Origin of the sequence: Pantoea sp. USMM079 (assembly GCF_037153115.1) — a bacterium.
GTDB lineage: Bacteria > Pseudomonadota > Gammaproteobacteria > Enterobacterales > Enterobacteriaceae > Pantoea > Pantoea communis.
Genome location: NZ_JBBCKX010000008.1, coordinates 73283 through 88512, shown reverse-complemented (window position 1 = coordinate 88512; position 15230 = coordinate 73283). Strand labels below are relative to the sequence as shown.

At 54.1% G+C, this 15230-nt stretch carries 11 protein-coding genes; 8 read left to right on the top strand and 3 right to left on the bottom strand.

The genetic code is table 11. The annotated features are described in order from the left end of the window. The first annotated feature begins 181 nt into the window (after positions 1 to 181). The 6 genes from bcsE to WFP70_RS13535 all read left to right on the top strand — a co-directional run bounded on the left by bcsE (position 182) and on the right by WFP70_RS13535 (position 9147). Positions 182 to 1729, top strand: coding sequence for a cellulose biosynthesis protein BcsE (gene bcsE / locus WFP70_RS13560; protein WP_337023596.1), 1548 nt, complete (start codon positions 182 to 184; stop codon positions 1727 to 1729). Continuing rightward, a complete protein-coding gene (bcsF, locus tag WFP70_RS13555) occupies positions 1729 to 1917 on the top strand; it encodes a cellulose biosynthesis protein BcsF (RefSeq protein WP_038643825.1) in 189 nt (62 codons plus the stop codon). Before bcsE ends, bcsF begins: the two co-directional genes overlap by 1 nt. Beyond that, entirely contained in the window at positions 1917 to 3557 is a 1641-nt protein-coding gene (gene bcsG, locus WFP70_RS13550) for a cellulose biosynthesis protein BcsG (RefSeq protein WP_166933249.1), read from the top strand. Before bcsF ends, bcsG begins: the two co-directional genes overlap by 1 nt. A gap of 306 nt (positions 3558 to 3863) precedes the next feature. Continuing rightward, positions 3864 to 5876 (top strand): biofilm formation regulator HmsP, encoded by a 2013-nt coding sequence (gene hmsP / locus WFP70_RS13545; RefSeq protein WP_337023623.1) that lies wholly within the window; start codon positions 3864 to 3866, stop codon positions 5874 to 5876. A gap of 230 nt (positions 5877 to 6106) precedes the next feature. After that, positions 6107 to 7387 carry a dicarboxylate/amino acid:cation symporter gene (locus WFP70_RS13540; RefSeq protein ID WP_034827821.1) on the top strand — a complete coding sequence of 427 codons (1281 nt, stop codon included), beginning with the start codon at positions 6107 to 6109 and terminating at the stop codon, positions 7385 to 7387. Positions 7388 to 7632: 245 nt separating this feature from the next. Beyond that, positions 7633 to 9147, top strand: a complete 1515-nt coding sequence (locus WFP70_RS13535; RefSeq protein WP_337023597.1) for a M16 family metallopeptidase — start codon at positions 7633 to 7635, stop codon at positions 9145 to 9147. 279 nt (positions 9148 to 9426) lie between these two features. Here WFP70_RS13535 and WFP70_RS13530 read toward each other — a convergent pair whose 3' ends face one another. Together WFP70_RS13530 and WFP70_RS13525 are read right to left on the bottom strand one after the other, a co-directional pair. Further along, a complete protein-coding gene (locus WFP70_RS13530) occupies positions 9427 to 10299 on the bottom strand; it encodes an alpha/beta hydrolase (RefSeq protein WP_034827823.1) in 873 nt (290 codons plus the stop codon). A 434-nt stretch (positions 10300 to 10733) separates the two neighbouring features. After that, entirely contained in the window at positions 10734 to 11666 is a 933-nt protein-coding gene (locus WFP70_RS13525) for a sugar kinase (RefSeq protein WP_337023598.1), read from the bottom strand. A 284-nt stretch (positions 11667 to 11950) separates the two neighbouring features. On the opposite strand from WFP70_RS13525, the gene pdeH reads away from it, so the two are divergent. Beyond that, positions 11951 to 12724, top strand: a complete 774-nt coding sequence (gene pdeH / locus WFP70_RS13520; protein WP_038643818.1) for a cyclic-guanylate-specific phosphodiesterase — start codon at positions 11951 to 11953, stop codon at positions 12722 to 12724. 61 nt (positions 12725 to 12785) lie between these two features. Then, entirely contained in the window at positions 12786 to 14846 is a 2061-nt protein-coding gene (locus WFP70_RS13515) for an AsmA family protein (RefSeq protein ID WP_337023599.1), read from the top strand. On the opposite strand, the gene ppiC is transcribed toward WFP70_RS13515, so the two are convergent. Continuing rightward, entirely contained in the window at positions 14847 to 15128 is a 282-nt protein-coding gene (ppiC, locus tag WFP70_RS13510) for a peptidylprolyl isomerase PpiC (protein WP_034827827.1), read from the bottom strand. Between the last annotated feature and the right edge of the window lie 102 nt (positions 15129 to 15230).

Genomic DNA, 15230 nt, shown 5'->3' with positions numbered 1-15230 from the left:
CCAAAAAACAGCAATGGATGAATTGTGGTTCTATTTTTTGTAAAGTTTAAACCCGGAAAAATGCGCAGACTATGTAAAAATCGATATCATTTGAGATAGCGCAGGTTTTAATTATTTCAGCAGTTCCAATCGTTGCCGTCTATATTAAACTAGCCTGGATTGTTCTGATCGCGAAACAAATATGAAAAATCGCTATGCGCTTGGCCTACAACAGGTTCAGCAGGAATTAGTTACCCTGCAAAATCCGGGGTTTTATTGGATTACCAGTCAGCGTCAGGAAGACGCGCGGGTACTGCTGCGTCAGGTGGTGAGCCATCAACAGGCGGCAACCCTGGTCAGTTCAGATGAGAAGCCTCAGTCTTTACTTACGCCGGACCCATTGACGGGCCCAGCGCGCATTCCCTTATTTTCGCTGCCGGCCAATAAAACCGGCCTGCAGCATCTGGAGAATGATTTCGCGCGTTTACTGAATAGCCGCAGTGGTTTAGTGCTGTTTTACAGCAACGCTGCGCAGTGGAGTAAATTATCCGAGGATGAACTCACGCTCTGGGTGAAACGCATGCGGCGGTTGTTGATCAAAAAACAAATCACGCTGTTACTGATCACCTCGGGGGCGTCGATTATTCATCTGCGTAACCATCTACAGCGTTATTTTCGCCAACTTGATGGTGTCGCACATTTAGAATTTCAACAGGATAGCTGGCAATATCGAATTAACTGGTGGTACTCCGCAGACAAATTACTGGCTGACCGTGCGATTCGCCTGAGTTGTAATGATAATCAATTCATTGCCATTAATGACGTTGAGCAAACCACCCCCCTTAGCCTTAATGATGAAAATCAGTTTCTGGCACAAGAAGGGGTGCTGGAAGGCGCACCGCCGCTTTCCAGCCAGTGGCAGCTGTTTAGTGATAATGAAAGCGTATTTTCGCGTGCGCAACAGGCCAACGCCGCCACGGTCATTTTTAGTCTGGCCCATAACCAGGATATCAATGCCCTGGCAAAAATGGTCCACAGTTTGCGCCGCTCACGCGGTAACGCATTAAAGATTGTGGTACGCGAAATCAGTACCAGTCTTAGGTATAGCGATGAGCGATTGTTACTGGCGTGTGGTGTGAATGCCATCGTGCCCGGCGCTCAAACGCTGTCACGCTTTCTCACCACGCTGGAAGGGATTCAGGGCCAGCAGTTTACGCGTCATGTTCCGGCCAACTTGCCCGCGCTGATGCAGGCATTACAGCCGCTGCAGCAAAAAGGCTATTTGCAGCTGGAGCCGTTCTGCGCGGCGGTACAGCAGCTGATGAGCAATACGCTGCTGCCAGAAAACGACAAGGGGCTGATGGTGGCATTGCGCCCGGTGCCGCAGCTGAAACCTGAGCAGATTCTGACGCTGTGTAAACCGCGTCGTTTTGGTGATTTGGTGACGCTGATTAACGATCGCATCTATCTGTTTCTGTCATCCTGCCGCTTCAACGATTTGGATATCGCGTTGAAATCGATTTTCTCGCTGCCGCACGATGAGTTGTTTAGTAACCGCGTGGTGTGGTTCGAGGACAACCAGATTTTGTCGGAAGTGCACAAGATTCGCCAGCTGACGCCGGTGGCGCAGCGTGAAGTGCCGATGGCACCGATTGAGGCCCCGCGGGCAAACAAGGTGTCCGCTTCTGACCTGCGTGGGGCGCAAACCCCGCAACCTATTGTTCTCAACCTTGATGGAGATCGCCGCTGATGACACTGATGGATTGGGTGCAGGTGGCGATCCTGCTGTTATTAATTTTACTGTTCCTGAAATCGTTGTTTGTGCGCTGGTTACCGCGCAGTAGCACCAGCCTGCTGATGCGTCTGCTGCCACCGCGTGCGCTGAAGTCGGAAGGGCAGTGGCAACGCAAATCTGCTAAAACGGATACCAAACCGTAATGAGTGATAACAAACCTTCGACGCTGCACGCTTCGTGGTGGCGCGGTCTCGGCGGCTGGAATTTCTACTTCCTGATCAAATTTGGTCTGTTGTGGTACGGCTACCTTAATTTTCATGCGCTGAGCAATCTGGTGTTCCTGGCGTGGCTGCTGTTCCCGCTGCCGTCACGTCGTTTGCATCGTGTGCGTCACTGGGTATCCTTGCCGATTGGCTTTGCGCTGTTCTGGCATGACACCTGGCTGCCGGGGCTGGAATCGATCATGAGCCAGGGTAGCCAGGTCGCGGGCTTCTCCTCAGCTTATCTGCTCGATCTGCTGGAGCGCTTTATCAACTGGCAAATGATTGGCGCAGGCTTTGTGCTGCTGGTGATCTATATGTTCGTGGCGCAGTGGATCCGCGTCACGGTGCTGGTTTCTCTGATGCTGATCTGGCTTAACGTGCTGACCATTGCCGGACCGGCGATGAATCTGCTGCCAACCAAAGCGGCGACACCGGAAGTGGCATTGAATAACCCTCCAGCCGCGACCAAAGCACCGGAGGGACTGGACCAGTCTGCACCACCGACCAGTGCCAATCTGACCTCCTGGCTCAATCGTTTCTACGACAGTGAGCGCCAGCGCGCCACCCATTTCCCGGATGCGCTGCCCGCGGATTCTCAGCCGTTTGATATTTTAGTGATTAACATCTGTTCGCTGTCATGGTCGGACATGGATGTAGCACAATTGCGTGACCATCCGTTATGGAAGCATTTTGATATCCTGCTGGACAACTACAACTCTGCCACCGGCTACAGCGGTCCGGCAGGGATTCGTTTGCTGCGTGCCAGCTGTGGCCAGACTTCACACTCTAATCTGTATAAGGCCACCGATCAGCGCTGTTACCTGTTTGATAACCTGGCGAAACTGGGCTTTAAGCAGGAACTGATGATGGATCATACCGGCGTGTTTGGTAACTATCTCAAAGAGCTGCGTGAAGAGGGCAATTTGCAGGCACCGCTGATGTCACAAGCGGGAATTGCGCCAGAATTGACCTCCTTTGATGGTTCGCCAGTGTTCAATGACGGGCAATTGATGCAGCGCTGGCTCGACGATCGGACTAAAAGCAGCGATGCGCGCAGTGCCACCTTCTACAACCTGATTCCGTTGCATGACGGCACGCGCGAGTTGGGCAGCACGCGCACCGCTGACTGGCAGCCGCGCGCTAAAATGCTGTTTGATCAGCTGGATACATTCCTGACCAATCTGGAGAAATCAGGACGCCGCGTGATGGTGCTGGTGGTACCGGAGCACGGTGCTGCGCTGCAGGGCGATAAAATGCAGATGTCCGGTCTGCGTGATATTCCCAGCCCGAGCATTACGCATGTGCCGGTGGGCATTAAGTTTGTCGGGATGAAAGCGCCACACCAGGGACAGCCGTTGAGCATTGATACGCCGACCAGTCTGCTGGCGATTTCCGAAATCATTTCCCGTGTGGTGGATGGTCAGGTGTTTAACGCGCCGAACGTCAATATGTCGGTGTTAGCGGATAATTTGCCGCAATCACCGGTGGTGTCCGAGAATGATAATGCGGTGGTGATGATGTATCAGGGTAAACCCTGGATTCGTCTGAACGGCGGCGATTGGGTGCCTTATCCGCAATAGCAGGGGTCGCGGCGCAAACTTTGCGCCGCGACTTTAACGTGCACAATTCCTAATCACCACTTTATCTCGCCCTTCCTGCCTTTTTTCGACTTTATCCCGGCGCATAAAAATGCTGACCTGCGATATACTCGCTGCGCATTTCATCTATACCCGTCATTCTTCAAGTTGCAGGTGCGTTGGCTGTGCTCATTTATCCCAGTCACTTACCTGAGTAAGCTCCTGGGGATTCATTCCCTTGCCGCCTGCCTGCACCTTGAATAATTTAGGGTATACATAGTCGATTTAAGTGGTTGGGAGAGGGTTTTGTTGCGCGTCAGTCGCTCGTTAACGATAAAACAGATGGCAACGGTGTCCGCCGTGGCAATGGTGACCATCAGCATTTTTATCGTCATCCAGTTATTCCACTTTGTGCAGCAGCGCAGGATTGACTACGCCCAGCAGATGGAAAATATCGCGCATACGGTGCGCCAGCCGCTGTCAGAAGCCGTTCTGAAAGGCGATATTCCGCAAGCTGAACGCATCCTGAATACGTTGAAACCGGCGGGCATCCTGTCTCGTGCCGATGTAGTATTGCCGAATGCGTTTCAGGCGCTGCACGCCGATTTTTTGCCGGAAAAACCGGTGCCGCGTTTCGTGGCGCGTCTGTTTGAACTACCGGTGCAAATCACGCTGCCGCTTTATTCGGTTGAACGCACCGGGCTGCCCAAACCGATTGCCTATCTGGTGCTGCAGGCTGACTCGTCACGCGTTTATCAGTTTCTGCTGAGCACGTTATCGACGATGATCACTACCTATTTGCTGCTGGCGCTGATCCTCTCCGTGTCGATTAGCTGGTGTATCAATCGCCTGATCGTCCATCCTTTGAGAAGTTTGTCGCGTGATTTGCAGGAGTTGCCACCGCAGGCCATTCTCACGCACAAGCTCGACCTGCCGCATAATCATCGCGACGATGAAATCGGCATGCTGATCCGCAGCTACAACCGCAATCAACAGGTGCTGGAGTCGATTCATGATGAAATGAGTCGCATGACCACCCATTTTGCTGTCACCGATCTGCCTAATCGCGCCCTGTTCCTGGCGTTACTGGATCAGCATGCCAGTCATCGCCATAGCCGCCAGCCATGGGGATTGATGGTGATCCGCATCGAAACACTGCAGGAAGCCAATGGCGTTCTCAGTGATGAACAGCGCGACACCCTGATGCTGACGCTGGTGGAGAAGATTCGTAGCACCGTTGACGACCACACCCTGCTGGCGCAAACCGGACCCAGTGATTTCGCGCTGCTGATGAAGCGCGCGCACAACCCGTTCCGCGCCATGCGTCTGGCGCGCAACCTGATGATTCGCATTAACCAGCCGGTGAACCTGCATCAACTTCAGCTGCGTCCAAACGCCAGTATTGGCCTGGCGCTGCATGATGACAGCGTCGTCAGTGCCAGCGAGCAACTCGACCGCGCGACCTCGGCAATGATGTCGGCGCGTCATCAGGGCAAAAACCAGATTCTGTTCTTTGATCCGGCGCTGACTGAGCGGGCGCAAAAACGCCTGACGCAGGAGCACGATATCCTGCAGGGGTTGCAGGATGGTCAATTTGCACTTTATCTGCAGCCGCAAATCAATATGCAAACCGGTGAGCTGGCGGGCGCGGAAGCGCTATTGCGTATGCGTATGCCGGATGGCAGCTATGGTTTGTCAGAAGAGTTTATCGCCAGCGCGGAAGAGATTGGGGTGATTTCCGCGATTGGGCGCTGGGTGTTTGAAGAAGCCTGCCGCATCCTTGCCGCGTGGCAGAAGCTGGGCATCAATATTCCGCTGAGCGTCAATATATCGGCAGTTCAGTTGCGTGACCCCAGCATGGTGAGCCATTTGCAGGGCTTGCTGGAGCGCCATCGTATTGCACCCGGCAATTTCGTGCTGGAAATTACCGAAACCGCGCAGATTGGCGATGCCGAGCAAGCGATTTCGCTGCTGCGTTCATTGCAGCAAACCGGCGTGGCCGTGGCGCTGGATGATTTTGGCATGGGTTATTCCAATCTCAATTACCTGCATCAGTTTAAAGCGCTGCCGGTGAACAAGCTGAAGATGGACCGCAGTTTTGTCGCGGCGCTACCGGATGATGACACCATGGTGCGTATTGTCGCGGCGATTGCGGACATCATTCATCTGGATGTTATTGCTGAAGGCGTGGAAACCGATGAGCAGCGAGACTGGCTGCTGGCACGCGGAATTACTATAGGGCAAGGCTACTTATACGCTGAAGCGCTCCCTCTTAACGTCTTCAACCAACGCTGGCTTGACAGCTCGTCACATCCTGAATAATCACATTGTTTATTGATTTTCCTCACGAAATTGCAGTCAGATAGTTTGCTGAAGCGTTTCAGTTCATAGTTAGAGTTTTGTAACTTTTGTAAGGAATGTAAGGGTATATTAATCCTGTTATCGGAGTGTTATTTTCCCGCAATCGGTAAGGTTTTTCGCTTCCAGGCGGCTTGCCGCATGCGTTCTCCATAATAACGGCGGTGAATTCCGTCTATACCTGGACACCTGTTATGAAACTGTTCAAAAGCCTCTACTTCCAGGTGCTGGTTGCCATCGGCATCGGCGTCCTGTTAGGCCACTACTATCCTGAGTTAGGCGCGCAAATGAAGCCGCTTGGCGATGGTTTCGTTAAGCTGATCAAGATGATCATCGCCCCCGTGATTTTCTGTACGGTGGTGACCGGTATTGCCGGCATGGAGAGCATGAAAGCAGTTGGACGGACTGGCGCAGTTGCGCTGCTCTACTTTGAAATTGTCAGCACCATCGCACTGATTATTGGCCTGGTCGTGGTTAATGTGGTGCAGCCGGGCGCGGGGATGAACGTTGATCCCGCGACTTTGGATGCCAAAGCCGTGGCGGTTTACGCCCAACAGGCGCAAGAACAGGGTGTTGTTGCCTTCTTGCTTGATATTATCCCGGGTAGTGTGATCGGTGCCTTTGCCAGCGGTAATATCCTGCAAGTGCTGTTGTTCGCCATTCTGTTTGGTTTTGCCCTGCATCGTCTGGGTAACGCCGGTACTGTGATGTTCAACGTCATTGAGAGCTTCTCCAAAGTGATCTTTGGCGTTATCAATATGATTATGCGCCTTGCGCCGATCGGTGCCTTCGGTGCCATGGCGTTTACCATCGGTAAATACGGCGTGGGCTCACTGGTGCAGCTCGGTCAGCTGATCATCTGCTTCTACATCACCTGCGTGCTGTTTGTGGTGGTGGTGTTAGGTTTGATTGCACGCTGGGCCGGCTTCAACATCTTCAAATTTGTTGCCTACATCAAAGAAGAGCTGCTGATCGTGCTGGGTACCTCTTCATCTGAATCTGCGCTGCCGCGTATGCTCGACAAGATGGAGAAGCTGGGTTGTAAGAAATCGGTGGTGGGTCTCGTTATTCCAACGGGATACTCTTTTAACCTTGATGGCACCTCGATTTACCTGACCATGGCGGCGGTATTCATTGCCCAGGCCACCAATGCGCACATGGATATCTTCCACCAGATCACGTTGTTAGTGGTGCTGCTGCTCTCCTCAAAAGGCGCAGCGGGCGTAACCGGCAGTGGCTTTATCGTGCTGGCGGCCACCTTGTCTGCAGTCGGACATTTGCCGGTAGCGGGTCTGGCGCTGATTCTGGGTATCGACCGCTTTATGTCCGAAGCGCGTGCATTGACCAACCTGGTGGGTAACGGCGTGGCGACGGTTGTCGTGGCGAAGTGGGTCGGTCAGCTGGATGAGAAGCAGATGAAAGCGACGCTTTCTTCAGCGAAAAAGGTCAATAACGCCTCACAAACCAGCGTCTGATCGTCTATTTGCGTTAATTTCCCGAGAAATGCCCGCTGTCGCTTGCCCTGACAGCGGGCATTTGCATAATAAACCCCATTGATTTTTTTCCCGATTTTTTACCTCGTTGCGCGACATCCTGACCTTCCTGTGGTCAAAGAGTCTGTTCTTCATTAAACGTGGCGGCTATGGGCCGCGCCGGTCACCAAAGATGTGACCGTACATGTCGCGATAACGAGCGTTGATCTGTTTATGTAGGGGTTCACATGCAGGGCACCAGAATTCGACTTTTGGTTGGCGGATTAATCCTTGCGGCATCCGGCTTTGGCGCGCACGCCGAGACACTCCAGCCCGATCCCGCGTGGCAGGAAGGCAAACTGGACAATGGTTTTAGCTGGCAGTTACTCACCACGCCACAACGTCCAAGCGATCGTATTGAATTACGTCTGATTGTTAACACCGGTTCACTGGTGGAGAGCGCTCAGCAAACCGGTTTCAGCCATCTGATACCGCGTCTGGCAATGGTGCACAACACCGCGCTGGATACCAATCAACAGCGTGCACTGTGGCAGCAAGCCATGGATCCGCAACGCCCGTTGCCGCCAGCGATCTCATCGTACGATTACACCCAATATAACCTGAGCTTGCCCAACAACCGCCCGGAGCTGCTGAAAGAAGCGCTGAACTGGCTGGCGGCGACCGCAGGGAAAATGACCATCAATGAGCAGGTGGTATCAACCGCGCTGACCGCGACCGATCCGATTGCCACCTGGCCGCCAAATACCCAGGATGTCTGGTGGCGCTATCGCCTGAAGGGTTCAGCGATGCTGGCGCACGATCCGGGCGAGCAGCCGCGTGCGCCGGTGGATATTGCACAGCTCAACAGCTTCTATCAGCAGTGGTACACGCCGGATGGCATGACCCTGTATGTGGTGGGCAACGTTGACAGCCGCAGCATGGCAGAACAAATCAACAAAACCTTCTCCGCGCTGAAGGGGAAACGGGTTGCGCCCGCAGCGCTGCCTACGCTCTCTCCTTTGCCACATCAGCCTGTCAACCTGGTGAATGGCGGGATGAGTCAGGATCGCCTGTCTCTGGTGTGGGATACGCCGTGGCAACCGATTCGTGACTCTCAGAACTTACAGCACTATTGGCAGAGCGATTTGGCGCGTGAAGCGCTGTTCTGGCATGTGCAACGCGCGCTGGCGGACAGCAAAGCACAGAGCGTGCAGGTGGGCTTTGATTGCCGCGTGCTTTACCAGCGTGCGCAGTGTTCCATCAACATGGACAGCCCGAACGCATCGCTGGCGCAGAACATGAACCAGGTGGCGAAAGAACTGGCGGCAGTACGTGATAAAGGGTTACCGCAGGATGAGTTTGATGCGCTGATGGCGCAGAAGCTGCTGGAACTGAATAAGCTGTTCGCCACCTATGCGCGCACAGATACCGATATCTTGATGGGGCAGCGTCTGCGCTCGCAGCAAAATGCGGTGGTGGATATCGCGCCGGAGCAGTATCAAAAGCTGCGTCAGGCGTTTCTCAGTGGGTTGACGCGTGACCAGCTGAATCAGGAATTGCGCCAGCAGCTGACGCAGGAACTGACGATGGTGCTAATTCAACCCCAAGGTGAAGCTGAGACCAACGTGAAGATGCTGCAGGACGACTGGGATAAAGTGATGAAGGTACCGGATGCGCCTGCGGTACCGGCGGCTTCTGATGAAGCTAAACCGGAAAGTAACGGCAGCGCGAGCGCGACCGACCCGGCTCAACCCTCGTCATGACGCAGGATTTATCATTCATGGCCGAGTCATAAAGTCTTATGATTCATGGCATATGAGATCGCCAAAAAAATTTGAGTAGCAGCACAAAAGTGCCTTGAGGCGCTTTTGAACATCACATCCATGCAGCCACGTCGCTGCGTTTCAGGGCATGAATTATCCCTGAAATAATTTGAGCCGCATTAAGGCGGCAAGTATGTTCATCGCCAGTCACTGACTTAAGCCAGTGACTGGGGTGACTGCATGCAGCCAGCGCCGCTGCGGTTCAAATTATGAAGGGAATTATGTCTTAGCGCGTAGCCATTCGGTGACCAGCATCGGCCAACTGGCGAGGGGCAGATCCGCGACGCCGCGAATGCCAAATCCATGGCCGCCTTTCTGATAAAAGTGAATTTCCACCGGCACCTTGTGCTCACGCAGGGCGCTGAAAAACACCATGCTGTTGTTTACCGAAACCGCGTCATCATCGCTAGCGTGAATCAGCAGCGTGGGCGGTGTCTGCGCATGTACGCGCGTTTCCATGGAATACGCATCAATCAACCTCTGATCCGGCCATGCGCCGAGCAGGCGAGTGCGCGAGCTTTCGTGTGCCAGACCGTCGCGCATGCTGATCACCGGGTAGAGTAGCACCATGGCATCTGGACGTGGCGAGAAGCTGTCGGCCTGATCCTGCACTGGATAAATTTTCTCACCAAAGCGCGTCCCCAGGCTGGCAGCCACGTGCCCACCCGCTGAGAAGCCCATCATCACAATGTATTTGCCGTTCATGCCGCGCTGCGCACGATCGCGCAACACGCGCACCGCACGTTGTGCATCGGCCAGTGGGGCATCGGGACCTTCGTGATGGCCATCGTAGGGCAGGCGATAAGTCATCACTGCCAGCGTATACCCCATCGATGTGAAGAACGTGGCGAGGGCACTGCCTTCACGGTCAATCAGCACTCGCTGATAGCCGCCGCCGGGCGCCACCAGCAGCGTAATGCCGTTGGAGGTTTCCGGGTGCCAGATTGCCATTTCAGGGCAACGCACGCCGGTCGCGGCGCGGTCATAGGGTTCGTACTCTTTGGCGAGATCGACGATTTGCGGTTGAGCGCGCGAATCACTCGCGCCTGGCGCATCACCGTGTGGCCAGATATTAATGATTTCTGTGTGCATAAATCAGTCCTGAGCGAGTCGTGTTGTCATTATTTTGTTCGCGGCCGGATTAACAGCGTCCTGCTGTTGTTGATTAAAACATGGTCTGTTTTCGCGCTGGCGTCCAGCCGAAAACCCACCATTTCTGCAGTTTCGGACTATGCCTGGCGGCCCGATTTCTGTCCGTAATCTATTGAATTTAAATTGATATGGTAAGGGTTGCTAAACTGGCGTAGGCGGATATGAGCCAAAGATGGATCGCTGGCGAGGTTAGTTAAAATTCACAGTGTAATCTCGGGATTTAAGGCAAATTATCCTGTGCATTGTGTAAGTCGTGATTATCAAATCAACAGCGGCAAAGTGAACGATTGGCGCCATGTATCGTGCCAACGGATATCCAGCGGCGCCAGGCGTCGTGCCTGAAATAGCGCCGTTGGGAAATGCTGAAAGGAGGGTTATTGCGGCATAGCGCTTAAAGGGATAATGGCTCCGCGATGCTGGATCACCGTGCTGGCGGTGAGATGACCGCGCGCGGCCGCATATTCTGCCCTCCCTCCGGCTAAACGTACGGCCAGATAACCGGCGCTGAAAGAGTCGCCTGCGGCCGTGGTGTCGATCACCTTCTCTTTTGCCAGCTTGATGGCGGGCACTTCACGCAGCGGCTCATCGCCTATCGCTACTAAACAGGAATCGGCACCGCGTTTGATGGCAATTTCCTGCACACCGGCTTCGCGCGTGCGTGCAATCACTGCGTCCAGCGGCTGTTCACCCCACAGCAGGTGCTCATCATCCAGCGTCAGGAAGGCGATATCGGTGTGATGCAGCATCTCGGCATAAGCCTGTTGCGCGCTGGATTTGTCTGCCCACAGACGTGGACGGTAATTGTTATCGAAAATGACCTTGCCACCGTTTTGGCGACAGGCGCTGAGTAGTGCCATCAGTTTCTCTCGGCTGGTGGCCGGCAGAATCGCCAGGCTTATACCGCTGAGATAGAGGTAATCGTAGTGGGCCAACTGGGCGCAAATCGCGTCAGACTCTGGGCCATCCAGCCAGAAGCGCGCAGCGGCATCATTGCGCCAATACCAGAAGGTGCGCTCGCCGTGTTCGTCGGTTTCAATGAAGTAGAGGCCCGGCATTTTATTGTCGAGGCGCTGAATGAGCTGGGTGTGAACCTGCTCCTGCTGCCAGGCAGCGATCATCTGGTCACTGAAACTGTCGGTGCCCAGCGCGGTGACATAGTCCACCCGCAACTGCTGGCTATCTGACTGGCGTGCCAGATAAACCGCCGTGTTTAGCGTGTCGCCGCCAAAACCACGTTTGATGTTCTCACCTTTTTCGGACAGCTCAATCATGCATTCGCCAATGATGGCAATGTTCTTCTGCGTCATGGTCTTCGGCCTGTAGTGAATTCTGCCCTCGAGTCTCGCGTCTGGTATGGCAGCTGTCAATGGTTTTTAAAACGATGTTTTAATTTAACTTAAGGTGCCTGCACCCACTTTCCACGGCGATTTAACGGACAAAGCGCCGCTTGTTTTGCCGATTAAGCCTGAAACGCGCTGATACACTCAACTGCTCGTGAGGTGGCTGAGACCAATAAAGTTATCGTGTTACTCGCCGATACTTGCCGCTGAGAAACAATTTGCAGGCACCCACCACCTACCAGGAAAAAACCATGGTGATGAACAATTTAAGTCATCGGCTGCCTATTTCAATTGAACTGGAGCAACAACAGGAAACGCGTTTCTTCTGGCAGCAGTGCCAACGATTCTATACTTTCCAGCCGATTTACCAGGTCTCCGGCCGTTTACTGGCTATTGAATTACTGACTGCGGTGACACACCCCTCCGCACCAGAGAAAAGGTTGTCGCCCGAAACCTATTTTGATGCGCTGACTATCGCGCAGCGCCTTGATGTCGTCGAGGAACAGCTTGAGCTGTTATTACAGTGGTCACACTTTTTCAGTCAGCGTCAGCTGGTGGCCTCGGTGAATATTGATGGTCCGACGCTGTTAGCCATTGAGCAGCATGACGATATCCGCCAGTTGATTACGCAACTCCCCTGGGTGCGATTTGAACTCACGGAGCACCACGCATTGCCGCAGGAAGAGATGGTGGCGAAGATGCCTGAACTGGGCCCGCTGTGGCTCGATGACTTTGGATCAGGCATGGCAAACTTCTCTGCGCTGACTGAGCTGCGCTATGACTACATTAAACTGTCGCGCGAACTGTTCATGCTGCTGCGCTCTACCGATGAAGGCCGCTCGCTGTTCTCCATGCTACTGGCGTTGATCAATCGCTATTGCAACGGCGTTATTGTTGAAGGCGTGGAGACCGAAGAGGAGTGGCAGCAGGTACGCAATTCACCTGCAATGGCGGCACAAGGCTATTTCTTCTCGCGGCCTGTTCCCTTCAGCACGCTGGAATCCCTGGCGCTCGAGCTTCCCTGATCCCGATCCGCAACGTCTCGACTACAGTTATGTGAGACGTTGAGGGCAAGGAGGAAGCAGAATGTCACGTACGGGAAAAGTCCTGAGTTGGGTTTTCGGGATTTTATTGTTGTTGGTTGTGGTGGTGGTGGTGATTATCGCCACGTTTGACTGGAACCGCCTGAAGCCAACCATCAACCAAAAAGTCTCCACTGAGTTAAACCGGCCTTTCGCCATTCGGGGTGATCTGGGTGTTGCCTGGGTGCGCAATCGCGAAGAACCCGGTTGGCGCAGTTGGGTGCCGTGGCCGCAGGTGCATGCTGATGACATTATGCTGGGCAATCCGCCGAATATTCCCGATGTCACCATGGTGCATTTGCAGCGCGTTGAAGCTACGCTTGCGCCGCTGGCGCTCCTGCATAAACAGGTTTATTTGCCGTGGATTAAAATGCAGCTGCCCGATGCGCGGCTGGTGCAGACGGCGGATAAAAAGAATAACTGGACCTTCAACTTAGCCAGCAGCGAGAACAGCGATGCCAATGCGCCGCCTTCTGCCTGGTCTTTCCGCCTCGATAATATTCTGTTCGACAAAGGTCAGATTCGCTATCGCGATGCCATCAATAAAGCCGATGTGACCGTCACCCTTAATCCACTGGGCAAACCGGTGCCTTACGCGCAGGTAGCGGGCGGTAACGACCAGCAGAAAGGCGCGGGCGATTTTGTCTTTGGCTGGCAGGCGGAGGGGACATACAACGATCAGAAACTGACTGGCGACGGCAAGATCGGCGGCATGCTCTCGTTGCGCAGCAAAACCACACCGTTCCCACTGCAGGTGGATGTGCGCAACGGCACCACGCGCGTGCGCGTTGACGGGACGTTGCAGGATCCTTTAAATCTCGGCGGGCTGGATGTGCGTCTGCGCTTTGCTGGCGATACGCTGGCGAATCTGTACGGTTTAACCGGCGTGCTGCTGCCTGATACGCCGCCGTACGAAACTGACGGCCATTTGATCGCGCGCTTCAATGAAGAGAAAGGGCCGCTGTTCCGTTACGAAAACTTCAATGGGCATATTGGCGATAGCGATATTCACGGCTCGCTGGCTTATCACCAGGTGAAACCGCGCCCAACGTTGACCGGAGAATTAACCTCGAACCAGTTGCGCATGGCGGATTTAGGCCCGCTGATTGGCGTAAATTCGGGCAAGGGCAGTGAGAAAACCCAGCAGGCTAAAGCCCAGCGTGGTGACGCTTCGACGCAACCGGCCGATCGCGTTCTGCCACATGACAAGTTTGATACCAAAAGCTGGGACGTGATGGATGCGGATGTGAAATTCAGCGGAAAACGCATCGAACACAGCAGCAAGCTGCCGCTTAGCGACCTTTATACCCATCTGCAGTTGAAAAACGGTGACCTGCTGCTCGATCCGCTGCGCTTCGGCATGGCGGGCGGTAGTATCAACTCCACCATTCATCTGGAAGGGGATAAAAGCCCGATGCGCGGTCGCGCGGATTTGCATGCGCGTAAGCTGCAACTGCGTCAGCTGTTCCCGAATGTCACGGCGATGCAGCGTAGCCTGGGTCAGTTAAACGGCGATGCCAGCCTGAGCGGTACCGGCAACTCGGTGGCGGATATTCTGGGGACCAGCAACGGCGAGCTGAAACTGCTGATGAATGACGGATTGATCAGCCGTAGTCTGATGGAAATTGCCGGCCTGAATGTCGGTAACTATGTGGTCGGCAAACTGTTTGGCGATGATGAGGTGCGCATCAACTGTGCCGCCACCGATCTCAATATCCGTCAGGGTCTCGCCACGCCGAAAGTGTTTGTGCTGGATACGGAGAATGCGGTGATTAATGTCACCGGCAACGTTAACTTTGCCAATGAAAGGCTGGACTTATCCATTAATCCAGAGAGCAAAGGCATTCGTATCATCACCTTGCGATCGCCACTGTATGTGCGTGGCACCTTCAAAAATCCGGATGCGGGAGTGAAAGCCGGGCCGCTGATCGCACGTGGCGCTGCTGCGGTGGCGCTGGGCGCAGTAGTGGCGCCGGCCGCCGCACTGCTGGCACTGATTTCACCCAGTGATACAGATGCCAACCAGTGCAGCAACGTGTTGCAGCAGATGAAAAGTAAAAAGTGATCAGTTGCGCCACAGTACTTTGATGATGTGATAACCAAAGGCGGTTTTCACCGGCCCATAAGGTTGCAATAGCGGGCAGGAGAACACCGCCTTATCAAAGGCGGGCACCATCTGGCCTTTACGGAATTCACCCAGATCGCCGCCGTTACGTCCCGATGGACAGGTGGAGTGTTTTTTTGCCAGCTGCTGGAAGTTTGCGCCCTTTTCCAGCTGGGCCAGCAGGGATTTGGCCTGCGCTTCATCCTTGACGAGGATGTGCAAAGCTGCCGCGGTTTTCGCCATGTTGGTGTCTCTGTATGTATGTATAATGTTCGGCGCATTATATCCCCGTCCTACTTCAAATTGCAGGTGCGTTGGCTGCGTATGCTTGATACGGTGACTGAT

What these genes read in the sequence shown, in the direction of transcription:
- bcsE (WP_337023596.1), top strand. Translation starts at nt 182, where the DNA reads ATGAAAAATCGCTATGCGCTTGGCCTACAACAGGTTCAGCAGGAATTA.
- bcsF (WP_038643825.1), top strand. Translation starts at nt 1,729, where the DNA reads ATGACACTGATGGATTGGGTGCAGGTGGCGATCCTGCTGTTATTAATT.
- bcsG (WP_166933249.1), top strand. Translation starts at nt 1,917, where the DNA reads ATGAGTGATAACAAACCTTCGACGCTGCACGCTTCGTGGTGGCGCGGT.
- WFP70_RS13540 (WP_034827821.1), top strand. Translation starts at nt 6,107, where the DNA reads ATGAAACTGTTCAAAAGCCTCTACTTCCAGGTGCTGGTTGCCATCGGC.
- WFP70_RS13535 (WP_337023597.1), top strand. Translation starts at nt 7,633, where the DNA reads ATGCAGGGCACCAGAATTCGACTTTTGGTTGGCGGATTAATCCTTGCG.
- WFP70_RS13530 (WP_034827823.1), bottom strand. Translation starts at nt 10,299, where the DNA reads ATGCACACAGAAATCATTAATATCTGGCCACACGGTGATGCGCCAGGC.
- WFP70_RS13525 (WP_337023598.1), bottom strand. Translation starts at nt 11,666, where the DNA reads ATGACGCAGAAGAACATTGCCATCATTGGCGAATGCATGATTGAGCTG.
- pdeH (WP_038643818.1), top strand. Translation starts at nt 11,951, where the DNA reads ATGGTGATGAACAATTTAAGTCATCGGCTGCCTATTTCAATTGAACTG.
- WFP70_RS13515 (WP_337023599.1), top strand. Translation starts at nt 12,786, where the DNA reads ATGTCACGTACGGGAAAAGTCCTGAGTTGGGTTTTCGGGATTTTATTG.
- ppiC (WP_034827827.1), bottom strand. Translation starts at nt 15,128, where the DNA reads ATGGCGAAAACCGCGGCAGCTTTGCACATCCTCGTCAAGGATGAAGCG.